The organism is Vibrio sp. 779(2023), assembly GCF_033344285.1.
Classification (GTDB): domain Bacteria; phylum Pseudomonadota; class Gammaproteobacteria; order Enterobacterales; family Vibrionaceae; genus Vibrio; species Vibrio alginolyticus.
In genome coordinates this window covers 142,980-163,919 of record NZ_JAWPOM010000007.1, presented here as the reverse complement: position 1 = coordinate 163,919, position 20,940 = coordinate 142,980, and the positions used below count along the sequence as shown (strand labels likewise).

Below are 20,940 nucleotides of genomic sequence, written 5' to 3'. Positions count from 1 at the left end.
ATTAGAACATAAACTAACCGTAAAAAGGGCGATTTACGCCTGCCCTACTCGCTCCGAACCAACTAATAACTAAAAAGCTGAAAAACGATCACGTTTAGCATCAAACGAAATAAAAAAAACAATTTTTATTTGAATACAAGCCGAAGCAATGATTCACAAACACAAGACATTAACAGCGTTTATTCTCTTATCAACTCATCCTATTGGTACCAATGGGATGACGATTTTTTCTAAAAGTCCAAACATGACAGCGTATTTTTTATATCACTGCTATCCCTTGATACATTTGACATTCCGCTACTCCTTTAGGGTTAATTGCTACACAAGTTCTGTGCAATAAGTCTCCAAGCACGTAGCAGCTTCACAAAACTCCTCTTACCAGTTGTGCATTCTTTTTCACATCGGTAATTTGAGCGCTCTCAACACTGGCCTCGTGACAAATAAATTATTTTCGTTGTGTTCTTTTCCGGTTAAAAGATGCGCCATTTAACAAAAACGAAGACTTTGATTAACAAATTTATGCTCAAACGCTCATTTTTAACGCTCGTTTGTTTTCGCAAACGTTTATATATGCACAATAGTATCGTGCTAGACAGGCAAAAATGATCAAAGGACTTTTAACATGACAACGAACAAACACCCCTCTCTGCTTGGAGAATGTTTGGCCGAGTTTATCGGTACAGGACTACTTATTTTCTTCGGCGTAGGCTGTGTTGCAGCCTTAGTTCTAACAGGAGCATCATTTGGACAATGGGAAATCAGTATTGTATGGGGCTTCGGTGTCGCCATCGCTATTTACTGTACGGCTGGCGTCTCTGGTGCACACATCAACCCTGCCGTTACCATCGCACTTGCTATGTTCCATGGTTTTGATAAGGCGAAAGTGGTGCCATACATTATCGCTCAAATGCTTGGGGCATTCTGTTCTGCTGCATTGGTATACAGCTTATACAGCAACCTTTTCACCGACTACGAAATCGCTCATAACTTCGTTCGCAGCAGCCAAGATGCACTAGCAACTGCTGGTATCTTCTCAACCTATCCGCATGCCTCCCTCTCTTTCTTTGGTGCTTTTGCTGTGGAATTCGTTATCACTGCTGTGCTGATGTTTGCGATTCTGGCTCTGGGCGATGAAAATAACGGCGCGGCACGTGGCGCAATGAACCCTCTATTGATCGGTATTTTGATTGCCGTCATCGGTGGTTCACTTGGCCCACTAACAGGCTTTGCGATGAACCCTGCTCGTGACTTTGGACCGAAGCTGTTCGCTTACTTCGCAGGCTGGGATTACGCTCTGACAGGTGCTAAAGACATTCCTTACTTTATCGTGCCTTTACTTGCTCCGATTGCAGGTGCGTGTTTTGGTGGTTGGTTGTATCCAAAAGCGATTGCCGCTTACCTTCCACAACAAGGTCACGGTTGCACGATTCCAAACCAATGTGAGACGGAAGAAGAAACAGAAGAAGCTAGAGCTTAAAACTGACGTAACTCGAACATTTACTAAAATATAAATAACGAAACAAAAGGATTCTTACCATGACTGAGCAAAAATACATTGTTGCCCTAGACCAAGGTACAACAAGCTCTCGCGCAGTGATTCTTGATCACGATGCGAACATCGTAAGCGTCGCGCAACGCGAATTTACTCAGATTTATCCAGAAGCTGGTTGGGTTGAACATGATCCAATGGAGATCTGGGCAACACAAAGCTCTACCTTAGTAGAAGCTCTAGCTAAGTCTGGCATCCGTAGCGACCAATTAGCGGCTATCGGTATTACTAACCAGCGTGAAACGACCATCGTCTGGAATAAAGAAACAGGTAAACCCGTTTACAATGCGATAGTATGGCAATGTCGCCGTACTGCTGATATCTGTGAAGATTTAAAAGCACGCGGTCTCGAAAACTATGTACGTGACAACACTGGTTTGGTGCTTGACCCTTACTTCTCCGGTACCAAAGTTAAATGGATTCTGGACAATGTTGAAGGCGCACGAGAAGACGCAGAAGCAGGCAAGCTGTTGTTTGGTACTGTCGATACTTGGTTAGTTTGGAAGATGACTCAAGGTCGCGTTCACGTAACCGACTACACCAACGCATCACGTACCATGCTGTTTAACATCAACGATCTATGTTGGGATCAAAAAATGTTAGATGAGCTTGGCATCCCAGCATCTATGATGCCAGAAGTGAAGCGCTCATCGGAAATTTACGGTAAAACCAACATCGGTGGTAAAGGCGGTACTCGTATTCCTATTTCTGGAATCGCAGGTGACCAACAAGCGGCGCTTTACGGCCAAATGTGTGTTGAAGCGGGTCAAGCGAAAAACACTTACGGTACGGGTTGTTTCTTGCTAATGAATACGGGCCAAGAAAAAGTCACTTCGACACATGGTCTTCTAACAACTTTGGCTTGTGGTCCTGCAGGCGAACCAGCTTATGCACTTGAAGGTGCCGTATTCATGGGTGGAGCTTCTATCCAATGGCTACGTGATGAATTAAAAATCCTAAACGGTGCAGAAGACTCTGAATACTTCGCGACAAAAGTGGATACATCAAACGGCGTTTATGTCGTGCCTGCATTTACTGGTTTAGGCGCACCATACTGGGATGCCTACGCACGTGGCACGATTGTCGGCCTTACTCGCGGCGTGAATTCAAACCATATCATCCGTGCAACATTAGAAGGCATCGCTTATCAAACTCGTGACGTACTGGATGCGATGCAAGCTGACTCAGGCATTAAGCTTGCGAACCTTCGCGTCGATGGTGGTGCAGTAGCGAACAACTTCCTCATGCAATTCCAATCCGATGTATTGAACACAGAAGTACACCGCCCTCAAGTAACTGAGGTTACCGCTCTTGGTGCAGCCTACCTTGCCGGCCTTGCCGTTGGTTACTGGGATAGCATTGATGAGTTGCAGAATAAAGCGGTACTTGATCGCACCTTTGAGCCACACGATGATGAAGAAAAACGCAATCGTCGTTACAAGGGCTGGAAACGTGCAGTGAAATGTGCACAAACCTGGTCTGAACTTCACGACGAAGAAGATTAATCTCATCTCCATAAGAAAAAAAGAGCGCCATTTGTGCGCTCTTTTTGCGCTTTATCCCCGATTCCTGAACTCGCTTACTTCTCACAACGAGCAAATTCGAGCACAATAGAGCTTCGAATTTGAAGCATTGGCCGTTACCAATGCACAAGGGAGTGGTAAGTGAAGCAAATACCTCGACACCAGCAGATTGTTGAGCTGGTGAAAAAACAAGGCTATGTCAGCACGGATGAGTTGGTAGAAAGATTCAATGTCAGCCCACAAACCATCCGACGCGATCTCAATGAACTCGCCGATGACAACAAAATTCGTCGTTATCACGGTGGAGCCACTATTCCTCTCAGTTCTGAAAACACATCTTACAACACGCGTAAAGCGCTCAACTTCAATGAAAAAGATGTCATTGCAGACGAGGTAGTCAAACACATTCCAGATGGTGCCACACTATTCATCGATATTGGCACTACACCAGAAGCAGTTGCGCGAGCGCTCAATAAAAACCATAAACAGTTGCGTGTTGTCACCAACAACATCAATGTTGCGACCATTCTTTTCCCTAACCCTGAAATCAAAGTCATTTTGGCGGGTGGAGAAGTCCGCAGCAGAGACGGCGGTATTGTTGGCGAGGCTACCCTCGATTTCGTTAAACAGTTCCGTCTCGACTTTGGTATTCTCGGCATTAGCGGTATCGACTTCGATGGCTCGCTATTAGACTTTGATTACCACGAAGTCCGGGTCAAACAAGCGATCATTGACAATAGCCGTAGTGTATTTCTGGCCGTAGACCACACCAAGTTCGGGCGCAATGCTATGGTGAAACTAGGCAATATTGCACAGCTCAACATGATCTTTACCAATAAGCAGCCACCAGAAGAAATCTTGTCAATTTTGAAGGAAGCTTCTATCCCACTTGAAGTGGTTGAAGCTAACGAATCAAACTCCGAAAACGAGTAACGTCAATCGTATAATTTCCCCTCAAATGACCTCTGTCTTAATTAGACAGAGGTTTTTTTGTGTCTAAATCACACAAAACGCTCACAAACGAAAATAATAGATGATCACAAACGAAACCTGAGCTAGGATTACATTATGTTCTAAAATGCTCGTTCGCTCACCAAGAGGTCAAATTTATGAGTATACAAAATAATGCTTCCACTACTAGCTCATCCACTACCTTAGACTTGATCGTAATCGGTGGCGGCATTAACGGAGCTGGTATTGCAGCAGACGCAGCTGGCCGAGGTTTGAGTGTTGGCTTATATGAAGCAAATGACTTCGCATCTGCGACTTCTTCAGCAAGTTCTAAACTGATACACGGCGGTTTACGCTACCTTGAACACTACGAGTTTCGTTTAGTTTCGGAAGCGCTCGCAGAGCGTGAGGTTATTCTTCGTAAAGCACCACACGTCGCATTACCAATGCGTTTCCGTTTACCGCATCGCCCATTCCTACGCCCAGCTTGGATGATTCGTTGTGGCCTTTTCCTTTACGATAACTTGGGTAAACGTACGACGCTGCAAGGCAGTAAAACCGTCAACCTTGCGAAATCTGGCTTGCTAAAACCAGAGATGAAAACGGGTTTCGAATACTCTGACTGTTGGGTTGATGATGCACGTTTAGTATTACTGAACGTTCTTGCGGCTCGCGAAAACCATGCTGAAGTACGTAACTACTGCCGCGTGGAAAAAGCACACCGTGAAGGTGGTATCTGGCACGTTACTATTCACGATGTGATGACAGACCAACGTTTCGAACGTAAAGCGAAAGCGTTAGTCAATGCTGCAGGGCCTTGGGTAAAACAGTTCTTTGATGATGGATTAGAGCAAGCCTCTCCTCGTAACATTCGCTTAATCAAAGGCTCGCACATCGTTGTTCCTCGTATCCACAACGAACCGCAAGCCTACATCCTTCAAAACAAAGACAATCGCATCGTATTTATGATTCCTTACTTAGATAAGTTCTCAATCATTGGTACAACAGATGTGGAATACAAAGGTGACCCACGCGAAGTATCGATCTCAGATGACGAAGTCGATTACCTCATTGATATCGTAAACCAACACTTTGTCCACCAGTTGACTCGCGAAGATGTAGTTTGGACATACAGCGGTGTTCGTCCTTTATGTGACGATGAATCTGACTCTCCGCAAGCAATCACACGAGACTACACGCTAGAGCTCGATGCGGAATACGACCATGCACCTCTGCTTTCTGTTTTTGGTGGTAAGTTAACGACCTACCGTAAGTTAGGTGAAGCAGCAATGAAGAAACTTGCTCCGTTCCTACCTGAAATGGGTAAAGACTGGACGGCCAACCAAACCCTTCCTGGTGGTAACTTCAGCTGTAGTCGTGAACAATTAGCTAAACAAATTCACGCTAAATACACCTGGGCGCCAGAAGCATTGATTCTTCGTTATGTCACACAGTTTGGTACCCAAACCTGGAACTTAATGGAAGGCACAACAAGTGAAGCTGACTTAGGACAAACGTTCTCGGCACAAGCAGGTGGTGTTTACCAACGTGAGATCGATTACTTAATGAACCATGAAATGGCAATGACCGATGAAGACATTTTATGGCGCCGTACTAAGCTTGGTCTTTACATGAACGAGGAAGAAAAACAGGCCTTAACGGACTATTTAAAGAAAAAGCTACAACAGAAAGTGGTTAATCTTTCTCAAGTTGGCTAACAGCTCCCCTCCCTCCCTCCCCCACAATAAAGCCTGCTTAGTTGCAGGCTTTTTGTTTTGTTGTTTAAGCACAACACCTTGGTGCGCTCCACTCGATTGCAAATAAGAACAACTATTCATAGACATTTGGCGTTAAATACAATCATACTCATTTGAAAAATAATGCATCAATGACTTCAGAGTACCGTACTCAGAGTATTGCCTCTGTATGGCAATGCAATTCTCGCGAAAGAAGTATCTTGAGGTTATTTTGGTATCGGCTCAAACAAGGAAAAGAAAATGGGTTTTATGATTGAACATTGGGACTTCTCAACCCCAGAAGCAACTCAACAATCCACCACGGCAGAGCAAATTCAAGCTAAGCATTGGTACCATTGCGAACGGCTGCATCCTGATATTCGTGGTTGGCTGGAGCAGAACCAAGTGCCTCGTGCAACGGTTGATCATCTATTAGCCGACGAAAGCCGACCATCTTTCCATCCTTTAGATGACGAGAACTTCATGTTGATTTTACGAGGCGTCAATATGAACGGCAATGCATCACCAGAAGATATGCTTAGTATTCGAATTCTCTACTTTCAAGGCGCACTCATTTCAACTCGTAAAATTCCATCACGCGCGATCATGGAGATTCGCCAAGCATTAGCGGAACACAAAGGCCCAAAAAGTCTTGCCAGTTTACTTCATCAGATCATTGAAGGATTAAACAGTAAAATAGACATTTACCTTGATACAATTGAAGAAACACTAAACCAGTTCGACGTGAATGATGAATCGACGTACAAACATATGGCGACTCAAAAAGCACTGATTTCTATCAAGCGTTTTATTCGCCCTCAGCAGTACGCTATCCGTGATCTTGTGGAGTCAGAATCAGAATTGATTGCTTTGAGACCTCATCAATATCGCTTCGCACACAATAATATTACGCGCATAAATGAAACACTTGAGTTTTATCTTGGAGAAGTGGCGCTTTTCCAAGAAGAGATCAAACATCATCGTGATGAGAAAACCAATAAAAACAGTTACCTGTTTACTTTGGTAGCAACGATTTTTCTACCAACCAGCTTCTTAACAGGTTTACTCGGCATCAATGTTGGTGGAATGCCAGGTGTGGAATCCACCATGGCATTCACCTGGTTCTGCATCGCCTTAATTGTCATTTTTGGTCTAGAGTGGTGGCTATTTAAACGCTTGGGGCTCACGAATAAAGCGGACGACGAAGACGAATAAACACTAAACCTATAAAGAACAAAAACCAAAAGAGGAGCACGCGGCTCCTCTTTTCTCTACTCACATTAGAATCTTATCCGGGGTGACCATCCACACGAGGGGTCACAAGCATCACACCAAAGCGCCACACAAATAGCCCAAACGCAACAATCCATAATCCGCCGCTGATATCAATCCACAGTATCATGTTCGCTGGATCAAAGATCACGGCGAAACTGCGAACCAAAGCTGCCGCGGTAATCGCTGCAAACGCAAGGCTCATGTTTGGCCCTTTGTAGATCATGCGACCAGTATGTCCCATCGTCACCCGTGTAATCATCGCTAAAATCAAACCGCCTAACGCACCTATCGCAAACAGGTGAATGAGGTTATGGCTGGCAAATGCATCTCCCCAGACGCCTCGCAAAATTAAGCTTAGTGGTAAACACAAATACGCAGCATGCAGCGACCACACTAAAGGCTCGCTCAGGGTTAACCAAGGTTTCCAGCGAACAAAACGCACCAACTGAGCAACACCTGCAAATAGCATCAAAGGACTACCTAGTTCTGCAAACGTCACAGGGAAAAAGCTCAGCACAAATAGCATTACCAATGGCAAGTTCGCGAACCACTCTAACCAAGCCAATGGTTGCGCTTTTTCGAAATTAAATCGACGCGCAGTAAAAAATGGAATCACACGTCCGCCCATCACTGACAACAGCAAGGTAAACCACCACAGCATTGCTTGCCACACCGCTGAAGAGCTAAAGGGCGGCATACCTTTTATCGTTGCGTAGCTTGCAAAGTTCGCAAAGATGGCCAAAAGAAACAGTGGAACGAAAAACAAATTACGCCAACCTTTGGCTCGATACACACGAATGCCCACCTCATAGGCGACAAACAGTAAAAATACCGCTTCGATACTGCTGGTTAACCATAACGGTGCTTGTGTCCAAAGCAATATGCGGGGCACTAACCACAAGCCAAATAAAGCCAGAAGCATGTAATGCTTGGTACCATTAATGCCAGTCCAGTTTTGTACCGCGGTCAGTACAAAGCCAACTACGATTGCCATCGAAAAACCGAACAACATTTCATGTACGTGCCACCATAATGCCGGTACAGCTAATGCGTTTGGCTGTCCGCTCTGGAACATCCACACCCACAACGCGATCGCAACAATGGCGTAAATCGACCCAAACAGAAAAAACGGCCGAAAGCCTAATCGCAGCCATGCGGGGATTTTTTCTTCCACTTTTTTATCGGTGATATTCAGCATTATCTTGCCCTCAAGCGTCTCTTGATGCTGGTTGACTCAACTACAATATTAATGCTACCACAAACATGCATAAAAAATACATGTTTATAATTAAGATTATACTTAAGAGGTAAAGTTGTGCTTCAGAGGCGGGTTAGGTATAAACGGTGAGAGACACAACCATCAGTTAAGGGATGCAACGAAGATGTACATATTTGGCTATGGCAGTTTGATTAATTCTGCGTCACGTAAGTTAACCGGACAAACGGGAGAAGCCATTCCCGTCATTGCTCATGGACTGGTGCGCTACTGGGGGAAGATTGACGACAGCTACAGCCTCTCTCCATTAGTGGTGAACCAAGGCGATGGACAGGTTAATGGCGTTTTACTCGAAGTGAATAAAGAAGCGCTCGCAGAATTCGACCGCCGTGAGCGAGGTTATCATCGTATTCAACTTCAGCCAGATCAAATCGAAACAGATGCGAGTTTTAACCAAGAACATGACATTTGGGTTTACGTAAAAGACGAGCCACTACCACCATGCGCAAAGAGCCCAATCATGCAAAGTTATGTTGATACCGTGCTGGCAGGTTGCTTGGAAGTTTCCCACGCGTTTGCAGAGCATTTTGTGCGTCACACCATTGGCTGGCAACACGCGAAAGAAAATGACCGCCATCAACCCAAATATGGCAACCTTGCAGGCGTACAAGATCACCATTATGAGTTGATTGATAATCTGATCAAAAAAGGAGCCTAACGGCTCCTTTTTAGTATCTATGTTTTGCTTACGCGAGCTTAAAACTTGTAATCAACACCAACGTACAGGCTGTCAAAATCAAAATCTTCGCTGCCACCGTTTTCGGCATCAATACTTACCGAAGAAGCACGGTAGCCACCAGATACAACCAAACCTGAAGCAAACTCATAACCAGCCTCAACACCGTAGTTAAAGCCTACATCACGACCATCATCGGTAACAGTGCTAGATGATTTCACTTCATAAGAAACACTCATTACACCAAGGCCAGCAATCGCACCAACATAGAAGCCTGTACCTGCAAACTGGTATTTAGGCTTCGCATTGAAATTGAACGCAGAAGCATCAACACTAAATTTAACCGGCCACCCCATGTAAGAAAATGTTTCTTCAAAGTCGCCAAAGTATATGTACTCACCTTCAAAAGCTAGTTTGAAGTTTTCTGAATATTGCAGCTCTTTACCTACAGCAAGGCTAAGACCTGTCGCAGAAAAATCTTTTGACAAGCTTTTAACTTTAAGATCTGAATTTACCAAATCAGCACCAACATACCAGTTACCTTTTGCTTGAACTGACGCTGAAGCAACCACTGCACCTAAAGCCAATAATGGCAATACTTTTTTCATTATAATTTCCCAATTTTTCATACTGTTAGACAGCTTTTAAAAGCGCGGAGATTATAAATAGAGTTGAATACTTTCCTATTGATTTGTTTATAAAATGAGACACAAAACATAAACATGAACAATAAAACGTTTGCTTGATTAAACTCTAAACAGCTCGACTCCTATTAAGTACTAGAGTTACCACAAGTAGCAAGTTTCCAAACCAGTCGCGTTTTTCAGTATTTTTACAGCAATATAATCCTTACGTTTACGGCTTTATTTATTACTCAATAGAGTCTATTTCATGAAAACAAGTTGGCTTGATATGATGATTTAAAGTGTTTAGGACTGTCTTACTAAAGGTTTGTGCATATCTAAGTAGCTGTTTAAAATAGTCAGATTATTGAGCTCACACTTGGGCAGTGCCAACGGGAAATTTACATGGCAAAGCTAAAAGATATCGCCATTGAAGCAGGCGTCTCACTTGCAACCGTATCGCGGGTTTTGAACAACGACCCAACGTTGAGCGTTAAAGAAGAAACCAAATACCGCATTTTGGAAATTGCAGAAAAACTGGAGTACCGCACCAGTAGCTCGAAGAAAGGCATCAAAGAAGTTAAGCAAAAACATCACTTTTTAGCCTTATATAACTACAAACAAGAAACAGAGGTGAATGACCCTTACTACTTATCAATTCGTCATGGGATTGAAACGCAATGCGACAAATTAGGTATTACGCTAACCAATTGCTATAACAGTGAAATTGATGTTGAAACGAAAAAGATAACAGGTGTCCTTTTAGTCGGAAATGTCGACCAAAAGGTAGTAGATAAATTACCTAAACGTCTAGCCGATAGCATCTGCTACATAAACTTTTCAGATCCAACCTGCCCTTATGATTGCGTTGATGTCGACCTTATTCGAATCAGTAGGCAAGTGGTTGATTTCTTTGTACAACGAGGCCACCGCCGCATCGGTTATATTAGCGGTCAAAACAAGCCCGACGCAGCTGACACTCGTAAAAATGTGTTTTTGGACTATGGCTATCTAAAAGGCGTGGTCGCAGAACAAGATATACACTATTGTGCCTGCTCTAGTTTGTCCGGTTATAACTTAGCGAAAGAGATGCTAGCCAAAGGTGACTTCCCGAAAGCAGTATTCATTGATTCAGACTCCATCGCGATTGGCATAGTACGTGCAATCCATGAATTTGGCTTAAAGATACCAGAGGATATTACGTTGATTAGTATGAATGATATTCCTACTGCTCGCTTTACCTTTCCGCCGTTGTCTACAATTCGTATTCACTCTGAGTTGATGGGAATTCAGGGAGTGAACTTACTGGTGGAAAAATACCGAGATGGACGCTTACTCCCTCTTCATGTATACGTTCAAACAGAGCTTAAACTACGTGGTACAACTCAATGATACCTTTTCCATTAATCTCTTTTATGAATTAAATCTGGAACATCCCCCCCCTAACCCAAGACATTCATTTTGCACAATCAGTACTGTTTCGGTGTAACGCCGATAACTCAGCGGGTAGTAAGAAGTCCAACAACAAATAACTCTAAGCACCATGAGTGCCCCAAATGTTTATCATTTAGAGGTGATGGTCGAAAAAACCAACTCGCGTAGCCAAATGCCTTTGTCTTCATTGTTTCGGCTGGAATGCCACAGCATGGCAATATCAAAATCCGCAACGGCGATCGGCGGCTTAACAGTAGTGAGATCGTCCGAAAAGCCCTCCGCCAACGCCATTTTTTCTGGCACGATGGCAATGAGATCGCGCTTTTTCAACAGATGCCGAATAGTGAGAAAGTTGCGCGACGCCACGGTGACTTTGCGGCTCAAGCCATGTTCTGCGAGCTTTTGGTCTACTTGTGTCTTTAAGCTCCCATCGGGACTTACCAGAGCTTGCTCTATGTTCGCGAACGCTTCCAGAGACAGCTGTGTTTCCCCTTGCAATACCTGTTTATCACACATGCACACGTGCTTTTCGGTGTACAAGTACAAGCTCTCAAAGTTGTCATCCAACACCGGCATGCTGCCAATAATGACATCGAGCTTTTCATGCTCAGTTAATGCCACGTAGTTGCTACGATTGACGTTAATAAAACTGATCTGCGCCTCTGGGGCGCGCTGGCGTATTTCGTCATAAAGCCGAGGAGCAAAGATAAACTCGGCATAATCCGTTAACCCGATGCGACATACACCCGCGTAATTTTCAGGTTGGAAGGCAGACTTAGTGAGCAAGTCTTTGGCGATAGAATCCAATAAGTGATGCACAGTTGGCGCGATGTGGTGAGCGTGCTCGGTGGGCTCCATCTTGTGCCCTTTTCGCTCAAAAAGCGGGTCGTCAAACAACAACCTTAAACGAGACAAACTATGACTCATCGCCGACTGGCTAACGTAACTTTTCTCTGCCGCGACGCTAACGCTTCGATAGCGATACAAGTAGGAAAACGTCACCAATAAGTTCAAGTCAATGTTGCGCCACTGAATGTCCTCTTTCACTCCAACATCCTCATCCCATTTCATTCATAGATGAAATTAAAATCATCAATTTGAGTCATTTTAGAGCATTCGATAAATTAGCAACAATGCTTTTTAGATAAACAGGCTCGACATGTTCACCATATTCAAAACTTTTTTCTGGCTGGGTTGGTTCAGCTTCGGCGGCCCTGCGGCTCATATTGGTTATTTTCGCCAAACATTTGTTGAGAAACTGAAATGGCTTGATGACAGTGAGTACGCGCAAATTGTCGCGCTCAGTCAGTTTTTGCCGGGACCGGGCTCAAGCCAAGTTGGCTTTGCTTTAGGCTATAAACGTGGCGGTTTAGGTGGCGCATGCGCAGCATTTGTCGGATTCACGCTTCCTTCAGTGGCCATCATGTTGGCGCTGGCGATGGTGAGCAGCCAAATCACCGACACCGCAGTGTTCCAAAACATCGTTCACGGCCTAAAACTGCTCGCAGTCGTCGTCGTGGCGGATGCGACTTGGGGCATGTACAAAAACTTCTGCCAAAGTAAACTGACCGCGGGTGTGTGCGTCGCGACTGCGATTGCGTTGCTAGTGGCACCAAGCATCATGACGCAAATGTTCGTGTTGATCGCAGCAGGTTTTGTCGGAATGCGATATCTAAAGAAAGACTCCGCGCCATCAGCCGAGTCGTTTAAACCGTCTATCGCGCCATTGGCTCTATTTGCGGTGCTTTTACTCGGCTTACCGTTAGTGGCTCATACGTTACCTTTGCTTGGGCTGTTTAGTGATTTTTTCCAAGCTGGTAGCTTAGTGTTTGGTGGCGGTCATGTGGTTCTGCCGCTTCTGCAAAACATTGTTGGCGACCAGCTCAGCCAAGATGCATTTTTAACAGGCTACGCCGCTGCACAAGCTGTACCAGGGCCAATGTTCACCTTTGCGACTTTTATCGGTTACGAGCTTTCGGATACGCCAATTTTAGGCGCTCTGATCGCAACGCTTGGCGTATTCCTCCCAGGGTTTCTTTTACTGCTTGGCGTTCTTAAAAACTGGCAAGCACTGGCAGGCAAACCGCTGGTCTCCGGCGCCATCAACGGTGTCAATGCCTCGGTAGTAGGGTTGCTACTCGCGGCACTTTACCAGCCAGTATTTAGCAGCGCAGTTGTTGCTCCCATCGACATGGCGTTAGTGGTTGCAGGTTTTTATCTACACAAAAAGATCAACCTATCGGTGCTATGGATGATCGTGTTTTTTGTGGCAGCAGGCCTTGTCACGGGCATGATTTAGCCTGCTGATACACCAACTATTGAATCCAGATAAACCACGGGCACTCAAATACGAGTGCCCTTGCTTAGATTAGATAGCGAAAACGGAACAGACCCCGATAAAAAGAGCATCCAAAATTATGACTTAACTTCTCTCGGTTAAGCCATTGTTCATTCTTACCAACTTAACCGCATCATGACGAGAATGGACATCGAGTTTTTTGTACAACTTGTATATATGGCTTTTCACTGTACTTTCAGATAAAAAAAGTCTTGAAGCAATTTGTTGATTTGAAATGCCGTACACAAGTAGCTCTAGAATCTGTTTTTCTCTGCATGTTAACTCATCATGCTGCTGTTCTTCGGACAAATTTGCATGCCGATAATTGAGGACTAACTTCTCTAGGTACATTCTTGGTAGCCACAACCCTCCTTTCAGTACGTATTCCGCGCCATCACATATATGTGTCACTGATGCACTTCGGAGCAAAATTCCTTTTAACAACTTCCAATGCAGTAAGTCCGTTTGTACTTTTTCACAAGGGACGTTGTGAAGCATAAAGGACCACCCAAATAGATCAAAATCTGGTAACTTTCCTTGAACTTCAAGCTGACGCATAAAATCGTAATCAATAAACATCAAATCGATACTGAGTGAGTGACTTCTGAACACCACTTCATCTGGTTGCATTATCTTTACATCGACATCATGAATGGAAGATAGTTGTTTTTTTATTAAGTTACTTTGTAAATTACTCTCAGCTAGCAGTATCAAGTGCTTCTTTTCCATAGTCCCACCACATTAACTTACCTGTTTCACCAACCCCCGTTAGAAAATTAATTGGGGATAGCAAAGAGAATTTATCTTCATTTTAAGTAGAAAATATAGCACTTCAGAATGATATCGCATTGCTTTTCAGCACCGAAAAAGACTTAAAAAGTATGAACCTGTTGTGTTTTTATCCATACTTTTCAACCTGTGTTAGCATAAGGATATGATTTATAATATTAAATAATAAAGATAATAATTGGATAAAATACCATTTATAAAAAATGGATGACTGCTCCGCTCAGTGCAATAGAACGAATTACTTCTTTATATTGGCTTCATTTCATACTTGATGAGTACTTAAAGTAAATACAAAAAATAACATTATGATTATGTTATTTTTTTCTTTAACACCTTAAAGAGACGCACCTAAATACTCCCTTCCAGCCTGAATCATTCTCAATAATGAGAACAGCTTTCACTGATCCTTTCTTATAATTTCATCGCTTCCCACAACATTTGAAGGAAGCAGCAAGAAGTTAAGTGCAGTCATTTTTAATCAGGAATAACAGGAAATGGAGTAATCGTTATGACTCTAAACAAAACAGGGCTTGCTTTAGCAATGTCAGCAATTTTATTTAGTGGCTCTCTAATCGCGAATGAGATCGATGATGGAGACGACAACATGCAATGGACTGACAGCGCTAACACCGATATCGGTTTATCTGGCAGCTTCAATGATAACAGTGACAATAGCGCATCTCTCGGTGTTGGTGATAGCTTCAACGACAACAGCGATAATAGTGCGTCACTAGGTATTGGTCATAGCTTCAACGACAACAGCGACACTGACAACAGTGCAACTCTTGGTGTTGATGACAGCTTTAATAACAACAGCGACAACTCAAACTCGAGCACTAACACAGCTCAAAGCCACAACGACAATAGTACGTCTAACGCTAACGACAACAGTACCAGTGCTGATCTTGATGTGAGCCTAAATAGTGATAGTAGTGATTCAAGTACTAACACAAATAGAAGCCACAACGACAACAGCGACTCTAGTACTACTGTAAGACGTAGCAACAACGACAACAGTGACTCTAGTATCAACAGTAGCTTTAACGATAACAGCGATAATCGTAATCAAAGCGACAACCGCAACCAGAGTGATAACCGTAGCTACGCTGATTCAAGCACAACAAACTCGAACAGCTTTAACGACAATAGTAACTATCAAAGTGACTCGAGCTCAACAAATGTTGATAGCTTCAATCAAGTCCATATGGATACCGATATGGTTGTTGCGAGCTCAAGCCTAATGGGTGGTGTTACAGGTGCATCAGTTATTTATGCAACTAACGCGGATGATACTCGAGTTCGAGTTGAAAACATGAACACCCTTGGTGGTCTTGGTGGTGCAGCTGGTATTACTACCGTTGGTCAGAATGCTGGTTCAAATTCACTTGTACAACAATCTGTTACAACTAATGCAAGTGTGTTTACTGGGGGTGAGTAACCGACTAGTAGGAGAAAGCGATGCGTTTGGCAATCTGTACTTTGAGTATGATAGTTGCCTGCACTGCACTCGCTGATGACATTGCATTATCTGGCGGAGAAGTTAGCTTGGATATCATGAATGAATCAAGAGGTGGACAAAATGTTGAACTCGACTTGGTTTATGCAGAATCAGATATCAATGGTATTTCGTCAGATAATGTCGCGTCAAACACCGTGAGTGGTAACAATATACTATCAAGTGGAGCGTTCGCAGACAGTTCGGGTATATCCAACGTAATTCAGAACAGCGGAAACAACGTTTTAATCCAGAACTCTACCGTCGTTAACCTGACACTCAAGTAAACAATATGAAAGTATTAAATAACGTAATTTGGCTGATGCTCGTTTATTCAGCATCAGCCATTTCATTAGAACTGCTACCTTACCGAGCACATTACTCTGTTCCTGTTAAAAGCTACAAAGAAATAGTGTTCGGTGATGTTTTTCGCCAACAGTATGACTTCAGCTGTGGCTCTGCCGCCCTGGCTTCTCTTCTCACTTTTCATTATGCAACAGAGTCATCTGAACAAGATATCTTCAAAAGCATGTTTGAAAAAGGTGATAAAGAAAAAATCAAAGAGAAAGGTTTTTCTTTGTTGGATATGAAGTTTTACTTGGATTCCATAGGGTTACGTTCTGACGGCTTTCAAGTAGGACTGGAGAAAATTAAAGAAGTCGGCGTCCCTGGGATTACTCTCGTTAATTTCGACGGGTATATGCATTTTGTTGTCATCAGAGGTATAAACAATCACTCAGTTATTCTAGGAGACCCTTCTAGAGGAACCATGATAATGAAACTGGATGAGTTTGAAAAATATTACCAAGGAATTGTGTTACTGGTCCGTAACGAAGCGGAAATGGGACGGTCTAGCTTTATAACCAATGATAATTTCACCGTATATCAAAGATCACCATTAAAAACAGGAGTGTCTAGAGATTCCTTAGGGGTATTTAGCATTACTCTCCCAGTTTCCGGTGAAAATTAATATAACATTGTTTTAAATAACTTTAAGAACTTAACAACCTGAAAGGCCTACATTATGAACTACAATAAATTTTTGTTAGTGCTTTGTATGCTAATACCTCATTTTAATGTGAATGCTAAAGATGTTGGCCTGCAAGAACTTACTCCTCTTTCAAATTCATCTTTAGAAGAATATCGAGGTGGTTTCCAAATTACGGACGAGTATATTATTAATATTGGATTAAGCATTACTACGACTATAAATGGCGATGATATTTTGAACACAAACATTGCCAACTTAGTAATTGAAAATGGTAATTTAAAAAACATTAGCGCAAATAGTGAAAATCAAAGTGGAGATGTTTTCAACCAGGGTATTGTTAACATCATACAATTTGGTGAAGGCAATATTATTGGAGATGATTCTATAGATTCACCCAAAATGCCTTCGTCTCAAAATCCTAATATAATAAGTTCAGACTTTATAAATTCAAGTATTATCAATATTATTCAAAACACGAAAGATAACAGTATTATTGGACTTAGCACGCTCGTAGACATTGATGCTCAAGTAAATGGGGTAATACGGGAAATCAAAGCAAACCAACAATTAGAAGACGCCTTATTGAACCACCTTCAATGAGCATTTCCATTTTTATCTGAAAAATTGTCACGTTAAGCTTCTTTGATATTAGAAACGACTGATATCTATGATTACATACCAAAAGAAAGTTCGATATATCAATTGGCCACCATCATTTTAAGAATATATACCTACTTTATCCAATATAATCCAATCAATTTATAATGCGAACACTAGGCGCTAACGATAAATTAGGCCCAAGACTCAAGGGCCTAATATCCATTTTACAAATTAAAAGGTACTCGTACTGTTAATTGAAAGTCGGGAGTATCTTCTGTAAGACCAGCTTGAGCACTAACATTGATAGATGAGCGTTCACTAAAGGCATAGTTTATACCAAAAGTTAATGCATCTAATTGAAGCAACTTAGCATCATCTGCCGATCTGCCATTTACTTTGCTTTTTAAAATAGTTTTATGGCTAAGTCCTAAAGAGAATGAAAGATCAGGATTCACCGCAAACCCCATTCCCCCTGAAAGAGAAATAGTGTCTCCAAGTTCAACATCAGCTTTTGTGTCGCCAACTGTAACAGTATCCTCTAAGTTATAAATATAACTTAGACTAGCGAACAAGACCGCAGGATCAACAGGGTGAATAAGAGATAGATTAGGCTCAAAACTCCAAAAACCCGAACCTGTAGGGACATCACTAAATGAGTTGCTTCCATCTTCAATAGAAACATCATAAGGCGATCGTCCTGTATCCGACTTTACTCTAAGGCCACCTACCCAGTATGGCGCAGACTCAAAGTTAAACTGGTGCCTCAATGCGAACTCTACATCACCAAGCCCTCCGCCATCCACCGTTGTGTTTACTACTTCACTGTTTGAACCATCTTGAATGGGGCGCGTAGAAACTTGGTCATTACGATACACATACGGCACTCTAACTTCTAACTCTGTGGCGTTTGTTAAACCGTACCGAGCAGTTAATCCAACGGTTACTGTAGTCCTATCCGAATCACTCACTTCAATTCGCCCAACAATCAGAGTTGGTAAGACTGTATATCCAACAACAGATACTTTGTTTGAAGAGTTTTGTGTATAGCTCAAAGACGAATCAAATGACCATTTACCTTTAGGTGTGAGAACGCCTGGGCGCTCAATAACATCACCAACCGTTTGGGCGCGCTGAGGAATATCATCTCCTTCAGCACCATATGCATTCCCCGCAATGAATAAACTACAAAGATAGGTACCCAGTAAAGTCTTCCGTAACATCACATCTTTCCTTTTGCTGATGATCGTACCCAAGTAATCTCAGGCAATAGCTTGAGGTGAAGCTCCTAACTTTCCAAAGTAAGATTAGTATAGCTACTTCAAAACCACGACATACCTTTAAGTTTGGCGCTTTGAAGAAATTAGGAGACATTTATACTTATCTTCAACACTAAGCCACTAGTTAATAAATAATTAGGATAGATTCTATGTTTTCGCAATATTATTAATAAAATAAATTGCTTACCTGTGCTCTTAGTATGAAGTCGGTATGACATAACAGCTGAAAAGCCTGTTCTCTTTTGCGTAGCATCAATCACATTGCTTTTTAGATCGAGTCGCTCCGACTTCAACCATAACTAACGCTATCTTCCCCACATATTTCATCAAAATGCATTCCCGTGTCGCGATTTAACATGCTAAAGTTAACAATGCGTTAACAATTATAAATACAATGAGAAGACATGGAGTCACTTAAAATGAATCAGCCGAATCTAAATAGCGCTGCTGGTTGCGCTCTCCCACCACCAAATGAAATGATCCTCAAATGGGCTCAAGAGCGTCCAAATGAGGTCTACCTAAAACAAATTATTAACCGACAGTTTGTTGAGTACACATTCTCTGATGTTGCAGATCAAGCCTTAAAACTTGTCAGCGCACTACGCACGCTTGGTGTAAAGCCTGGCGACAAAGTCGCGTTAGTATCTAAAAACTGTGCAGAATGGTTTATTTGCGATCTTGCTATGATGCTTGGTGACTATGTCAGTGTGCCAATCTTTCCTACCGCCGGTGCAGACACCATCGAATACTGTGTGACTCATAGTGAAAGTAAAGCGATCATTGGCGGAAAACTCGATGATCCCAAAGCAACTCAGCAAGTCATTGATGCTATGCCTGAACTCATTAGCATCGCTCTACCTTATGACACGGCACCAAAGTGTAAGCACGAATACCAAGCGCTCATTGCTGATGCAGTGCCAAGTGAAGAGCGTCCGCAGCATTACGATGACAAGCTAATGTCGTTGGTGTATACCTCAGGCACATCAGGGTTACCGAAAGGCGCGATGCTAACTTACGGCGCATTCAGTTGGTCTGTTCAGCAACTGATCAATCATATTGGTATCCAAGAAAACGACCGATTGTTCTCTTATTTACCGCTCGCTCATATTACAGAGCGTGTTTATATCTTCGGTTCATCGATTATGGGTGGCGTGCCAACAGCATTTCCAGAGTCACTGGACACTTTTATCGAAGATGTGAAGATGCACCGACCAACTCTGTTTATCTCCGTCCCACGATTATGGACGCTATTCCAGCAACGTATTCAAGACAAACTTCCACAGAAGAAGCTCAATATTCTGTTGAAAATCCCATTCGTCAATTCTTTGATCAAGAAAAAGCTAGCAGATGGTCTAGGTTTAGATCAGGCTCGAGTATTAGGCTGTGGCTCCGCACCTGTATCGCCAGCGCTGTTGGAATGGTACCACTCAGTGGGCCTTGATATCACAGAGGCTTGGGGGATGACGGAATCATTTGCCTACAGCACGCTCAACTACCCATTTAGAGCTGACAAAATTGGTAGTGTCGGTAATGCAGGGCCAGGCATTGAGTTAAAAATCGCAGCTGATGATGAAATCATGGTGCGTGGCAAAGGGCTATTTTCTGGCTACTACAAAAATGACATTGCCACCCAAGAGTCTTTTGATTCAGAGGGCTGGCTACACACAGGCGATATCGGCGCTATCGATTCAGATGGTTATCTAACGATTCAAGGCCGTAAAAAAGATAACTTCAAAACCGCCAAAGGTAAATTTGTCTCTCCGGTTCCTATCGAGAAAAAGCTTTTCGAGTACAGTCGCGTAGAGATGATGTGTCTCATCGGTTTAGGGCTACCCGCTCCGATTCTTTTGGTTGTGCCACATGACTTCCCTAACTTTGATCGAGAGCGATACGCACGTACCACACGTAAAGTTATTGCCAGGATGAATCAAGAACTCGCCTCTCATGAGCAAATCAAAGGCGTGTTAATGATTAAAGAACCTTGGAGTATAGAAAATGGCGTACTGACGCCAACACTTAAAATTAAACGTCATGTGCTCGAACAAAAGTATCATGAGATAGGCCACAATTGGCCAAAAGATGAATTGGTCGTGTGGGAAGAAGACTTGTAATTTTGCTTGCACTCCTCAACACCATTGGGGAGTGCAGCTTAACTTTGAGCTTGAATCAAACTCATAGACTACTCTCTCCAGAATGGCTTACTCACTTCACAACTAATCTCCCTTTCACCTAATCCAATATCGTCCCAAAGGTGCTTTGGTAACTCTCTCAAGTGACGACGTGTCTTATAGTTCCTTCTCCAAGCCGCCAGTTTAGAATAAATTAACTGTAACCCGCTCTGATGGGCAGTAGGTATAGTACGCTCACAAGTGTGTGTCATGTTTTCCATTTCAGAGATTCCTATACA

19 protein-coding genes are annotated in these 20,940 nt (G+C 42.9%); 13 read left to right on the top strand and 6 right to left on the bottom strand.

What is annotated here, in order from left to right:
- Positions 1–622: 622 nt before the first annotated feature.
- From R8O70_RS11355 to R8O70_RS11335, 5 genes are all read left to right on the top strand, one after another.
- On the top strand, positions 623–1,477 hold the full coding sequence (locus R8O70_RS11355; RefSeq protein WP_005380195.1) for an MIP/aquaporin family protein: 855 nt from the start codon (positions 623–625) through the stop codon (positions 1,475–1,477).
- 59 nt (positions 1,478–1,536) lie between these two features.
- On the top strand, positions 1,537–3,054 hold the full coding sequence (gene glpK / locus R8O70_RS11350; protein WP_005380193.1) for a glycerol kinase GlpK: 1,518 nt from the start codon (positions 1,537–1,539) through the stop codon (positions 3,052–3,054).
- A 159-nt stretch (positions 3,055–3,213) separates the two neighbouring features.
- A complete protein-coding gene (locus R8O70_RS11345; RefSeq protein ID WP_005380192.1) occupies positions 3,214–4,005 on the top strand; it encodes a DeoR/GlpR family transcriptional regulator in 792 nt (263 codons plus the stop codon).
- A gap of 176 nt (positions 4,006–4,181) precedes the next feature.
- Positions 4,182–5,741 (top strand): glycerol-3-phosphate dehydrogenase, encoded by a 1,560-nt coding sequence (glpD, locus tag R8O70_RS11340; protein ID WP_017636005.1) that lies wholly within the window; start codon positions 4,182–4,184, stop codon positions 5,739–5,741.
- A 279-nt stretch (positions 5,742–6,020) separates the two neighbouring features.
- The gene (locus tag R8O70_RS11335) at positions 6,021–6,974 is read left to right on the top strand and encodes a CorA family divalent cation transporter (protein WP_005391702.1); all 954 of its coding nucleotides are present in this window, start codon (positions 6,021–6,023) and stop codon (positions 6,972–6,974) included.
- A gap of 73 nt (positions 6,975–7,047) precedes the next feature.
- On the opposite strand, the gene R8O70_RS11330 is transcribed toward R8O70_RS11335, so the two are convergent.
- Entirely contained in the window at positions 7,048–8,232 is a 1,185-nt protein-coding gene (locus R8O70_RS11330) for an NnrS family protein (RefSeq protein WP_182016232.1), read from the bottom strand.
- A 184-nt stretch (positions 8,233–8,416) separates the two neighbouring features.
- On the opposite strand from R8O70_RS11330, the gene R8O70_RS11325 reads away from it, so the two are divergent.
- Positions 8,417–8,968: a gamma-glutamylcyclotransferase family protein gene (locus tag R8O70_RS11325; protein ID WP_042521366.1), complete on the top strand. Its 552-nt coding sequence runs from the start codon at positions 8,417–8,419 to the stop codon at positions 8,966–8,968.
- A 38-nt stretch (positions 8,969–9,006) separates the two neighbouring features.
- Here the strand turns inward: R8O70_RS11325 and R8O70_RS11320 are convergent, their stop codons facing one another.
- Positions 9,007–9,594: an outer membrane beta-barrel protein gene (locus R8O70_RS11320; RefSeq protein ID WP_017636001.1), complete on the bottom strand. Its 588-nt coding sequence runs from the start codon at positions 9,592–9,594 to the stop codon at positions 9,007–9,009.
- A 420-nt stretch (positions 9,595–10,014) separates the two neighbouring features.
- Here R8O70_RS11320 and ebgR point away from each other — a divergent pair, with 420 nt between their 5' ends.
- A complete protein-coding gene (gene ebgR / locus R8O70_RS11315; protein WP_258623887.1) occupies positions 10,015–11,001 on the top strand; it encodes a transcriptional regulator EbgR in 987 nt (328 codons plus the stop codon).
- A gap of 171 nt (positions 11,002–11,172) precedes the next feature.
- Here ebgR and R8O70_RS11310 read toward each other — a convergent pair whose 3' ends face one another.
- A complete protein-coding gene (locus tag R8O70_RS11310; protein ID WP_158156818.1) occupies positions 11,173–12,090 on the bottom strand; it encodes a LysR family transcriptional regulator in 918 nt (305 codons plus the stop codon).
- Positions 12,091–12,202: 112 nt separating this feature from the next.
- Between R8O70_RS11310 and chrA the strand changes: the two genes are divergently transcribed.
- The gene (chrA, locus tag R8O70_RS11305; RefSeq protein ID WP_158156820.1) at positions 12,203–13,342 is read left to right on the top strand and encodes a chromate efflux transporter; all 1,140 of its coding nucleotides are present in this window, start codon (positions 12,203–12,205) and stop codon (positions 13,340–13,342) included.
- 123 nt (positions 13,343–13,465) lie between these two features.
- Here chrA and R8O70_RS11300 read toward each other — a convergent pair whose 3' ends face one another.
- The gene (locus R8O70_RS11300; RefSeq protein ID WP_005380169.1) at positions 13,466–14,110 is read right to left on the bottom strand and encodes a helix-turn-helix transcriptional regulator; all 645 of its coding nucleotides are present in this window, start codon (positions 14,108–14,110) and stop codon (positions 13,466–13,468) included.
- A gap of 568 nt (positions 14,111–14,678) precedes the next feature.
- Between R8O70_RS11300 and R8O70_RS11295 the strand changes: the two genes are divergently transcribed.
- The 4 genes from R8O70_RS11295 to R8O70_RS11280 are packed head-to-tail and all read left to right on the top strand — an operon-like array spanning position 14,679 to position 17,256.
- Positions 14,679–15,608, top strand: a complete 930-nt coding sequence (locus R8O70_RS11295; RefSeq protein ID WP_005391691.1) for a hypothetical protein — start codon at positions 14,679–14,681, stop codon at positions 15,606–15,608.
- 20 nt (positions 15,609–15,628) lie between these two features.
- Positions 15,629–15,952 carry a hypothetical protein gene (locus R8O70_RS11290; protein WP_005380167.1) on the top strand — a complete coding sequence of 108 codons (324 nt, stop codon included), beginning with the start codon at positions 15,629–15,631 and terminating at the stop codon, positions 15,950–15,952.
- 5 nt (positions 15,953–15,957) lie between these two features.
- Positions 15,958–16,635 (top strand): C39 family peptidase, encoded by a 678-nt coding sequence (locus tag R8O70_RS11285; RefSeq protein ID WP_033905563.1) that lies wholly within the window; start codon positions 15,958–15,960, stop codon positions 16,633–16,635.
- Positions 16,636–16,689: 54 nt separating this feature from the next.
- Positions 16,690–17,256: a hypothetical protein gene (locus R8O70_RS11280; RefSeq protein WP_064376472.1), complete on the top strand. Its 567-nt coding sequence runs from the start codon at positions 16,690–16,692 to the stop codon at positions 17,254–17,256.
- 224 nt (positions 17,257–17,480) lie between these two features.
- Here the strand turns inward: R8O70_RS11280 and R8O70_RS11275 are convergent, their stop codons facing one another.
- Positions 17,481–18,476 carry a transporter gene (locus R8O70_RS11275; protein WP_005380160.1) on the bottom strand — a complete coding sequence of 332 codons (996 nt, stop codon included), beginning with the start codon at positions 18,474–18,476 and terminating at the stop codon, positions 17,481–17,483.
- Positions 18,477–18,952: 476 nt separating this feature from the next.
- Between R8O70_RS11275 and R8O70_RS11270 the strand changes: the two genes are divergently transcribed.
- Positions 18,953–20,644 (top strand): AMP-binding protein, encoded by a 1,692-nt coding sequence (locus R8O70_RS11270; RefSeq protein ID WP_206953302.1) that lies wholly within the window; start codon positions 18,953–18,955, stop codon positions 20,642–20,644.
- A 68-nt stretch (positions 20,645–20,712) separates the two neighbouring features.
- Here R8O70_RS11270 and R8O70_RS11265 read toward each other — a convergent pair whose 3' ends face one another.
- Positions 20,713–20,913: a DUF1127 domain-containing protein gene (locus tag R8O70_RS11265; RefSeq protein ID WP_224721253.1), complete on the bottom strand. Its 201-nt coding sequence runs from the start codon at positions 20,911–20,913 to the stop codon at positions 20,713–20,715.
- Between the last annotated feature and the right edge of the window lie 27 nt (positions 20,914–20,940).

Coding starts and splice junctions, on each gene's coding strand:
- R8O70_RS11355 (WP_005380195.1), top strand. CDS start 623: ATGACAACGAACAAACACCCCTCTCTGCTTGGAGAATGTTTGGCCGAG.
- glpK (WP_005380193.1), top strand. CDS start 1,537: ATGACTGAGCAAAAATACATTGTTGCCCTAGACCAAGGTACAACAAGC.
- glpD (WP_017636005.1), top strand. CDS start 4,182: ATGAGTATACAAAATAATGCTTCCACTACTAGCTCATCCACTACCTTA.
- R8O70_RS11335 (WP_005391702.1), top strand. CDS start 6,021: ATGGGTTTTATGATTGAACATTGGGACTTCTCAACCCCAGAAGCAACT.
- R8O70_RS11330 (WP_182016232.1), bottom strand. CDS start 8,232: ATGCTGAATATCACCGATAAAAAAGTGGAAGAAAAAATCCCCGCATGG.
- R8O70_RS11325 (WP_042521366.1), top strand. CDS start 8,417: ATGTACATATTTGGCTATGGCAGTTTGATTAATTCTGCGTCACGTAAG.
- R8O70_RS11320 (WP_017636001.1), bottom strand. CDS start 9,594: ATGAAAAAAGTATTGCCATTATTGGCTTTAGGTGCAGTGGTTGCTTCA.
- ebgR (WP_258623887.1), top strand. CDS start 10,015: ATGGCAAAGCTAAAAGATATCGCCATTGAAGCAGGCGTCTCACTTGCA.
- chrA (WP_158156820.1), top strand. CDS start 12,203: ATGTTCACCATATTCAAAACTTTTTTCTGGCTGGGTTGGTTCAGCTTC.
- R8O70_RS11300 (WP_005380169.1), bottom strand. CDS start 14,110: ATGGAAAAGAAGCACTTGATACTGCTAGCTGAGAGTAATTTACAAAGT.
- R8O70_RS11295 (WP_005391691.1), top strand. CDS start 14,679: ATGACTCTAAACAAAACAGGGCTTGCTTTAGCAATGTCAGCAATTTTA.
- R8O70_RS11290 (WP_005380167.1), top strand. CDS start 15,629: ATGCGTTTGGCAATCTGTACTTTGAGTATGATAGTTGCCTGCACTGCA.
- R8O70_RS11285 (WP_033905563.1), top strand. CDS start 15,958: ATGAAAGTATTAAATAACGTAATTTGGCTGATGCTCGTTTATTCAGCA.
- R8O70_RS11280 (WP_064376472.1), top strand. CDS start 16,690: ATGAACTACAATAAATTTTTGTTAGTGCTTTGTATGCTAATACCTCAT.
- R8O70_RS11275 (WP_005380160.1), bottom strand. CDS start 18,476: ATGTTACGGAAGACTTTACTGGGTACCTATCTTTGTAGTTTATTCATT.
- R8O70_RS11270 (WP_206953302.1), top strand. CDS start 18,953: ATGAATCAGCCGAATCTAAATAGCGCTGCTGGTTGCGCTCTCCCACCA.
- R8O70_RS11265 (WP_224721253.1), bottom strand. CDS start 20,913: ATGACACACACTTGTGAGCGTACTATACCTACTGCCCATCAGAGCGGG.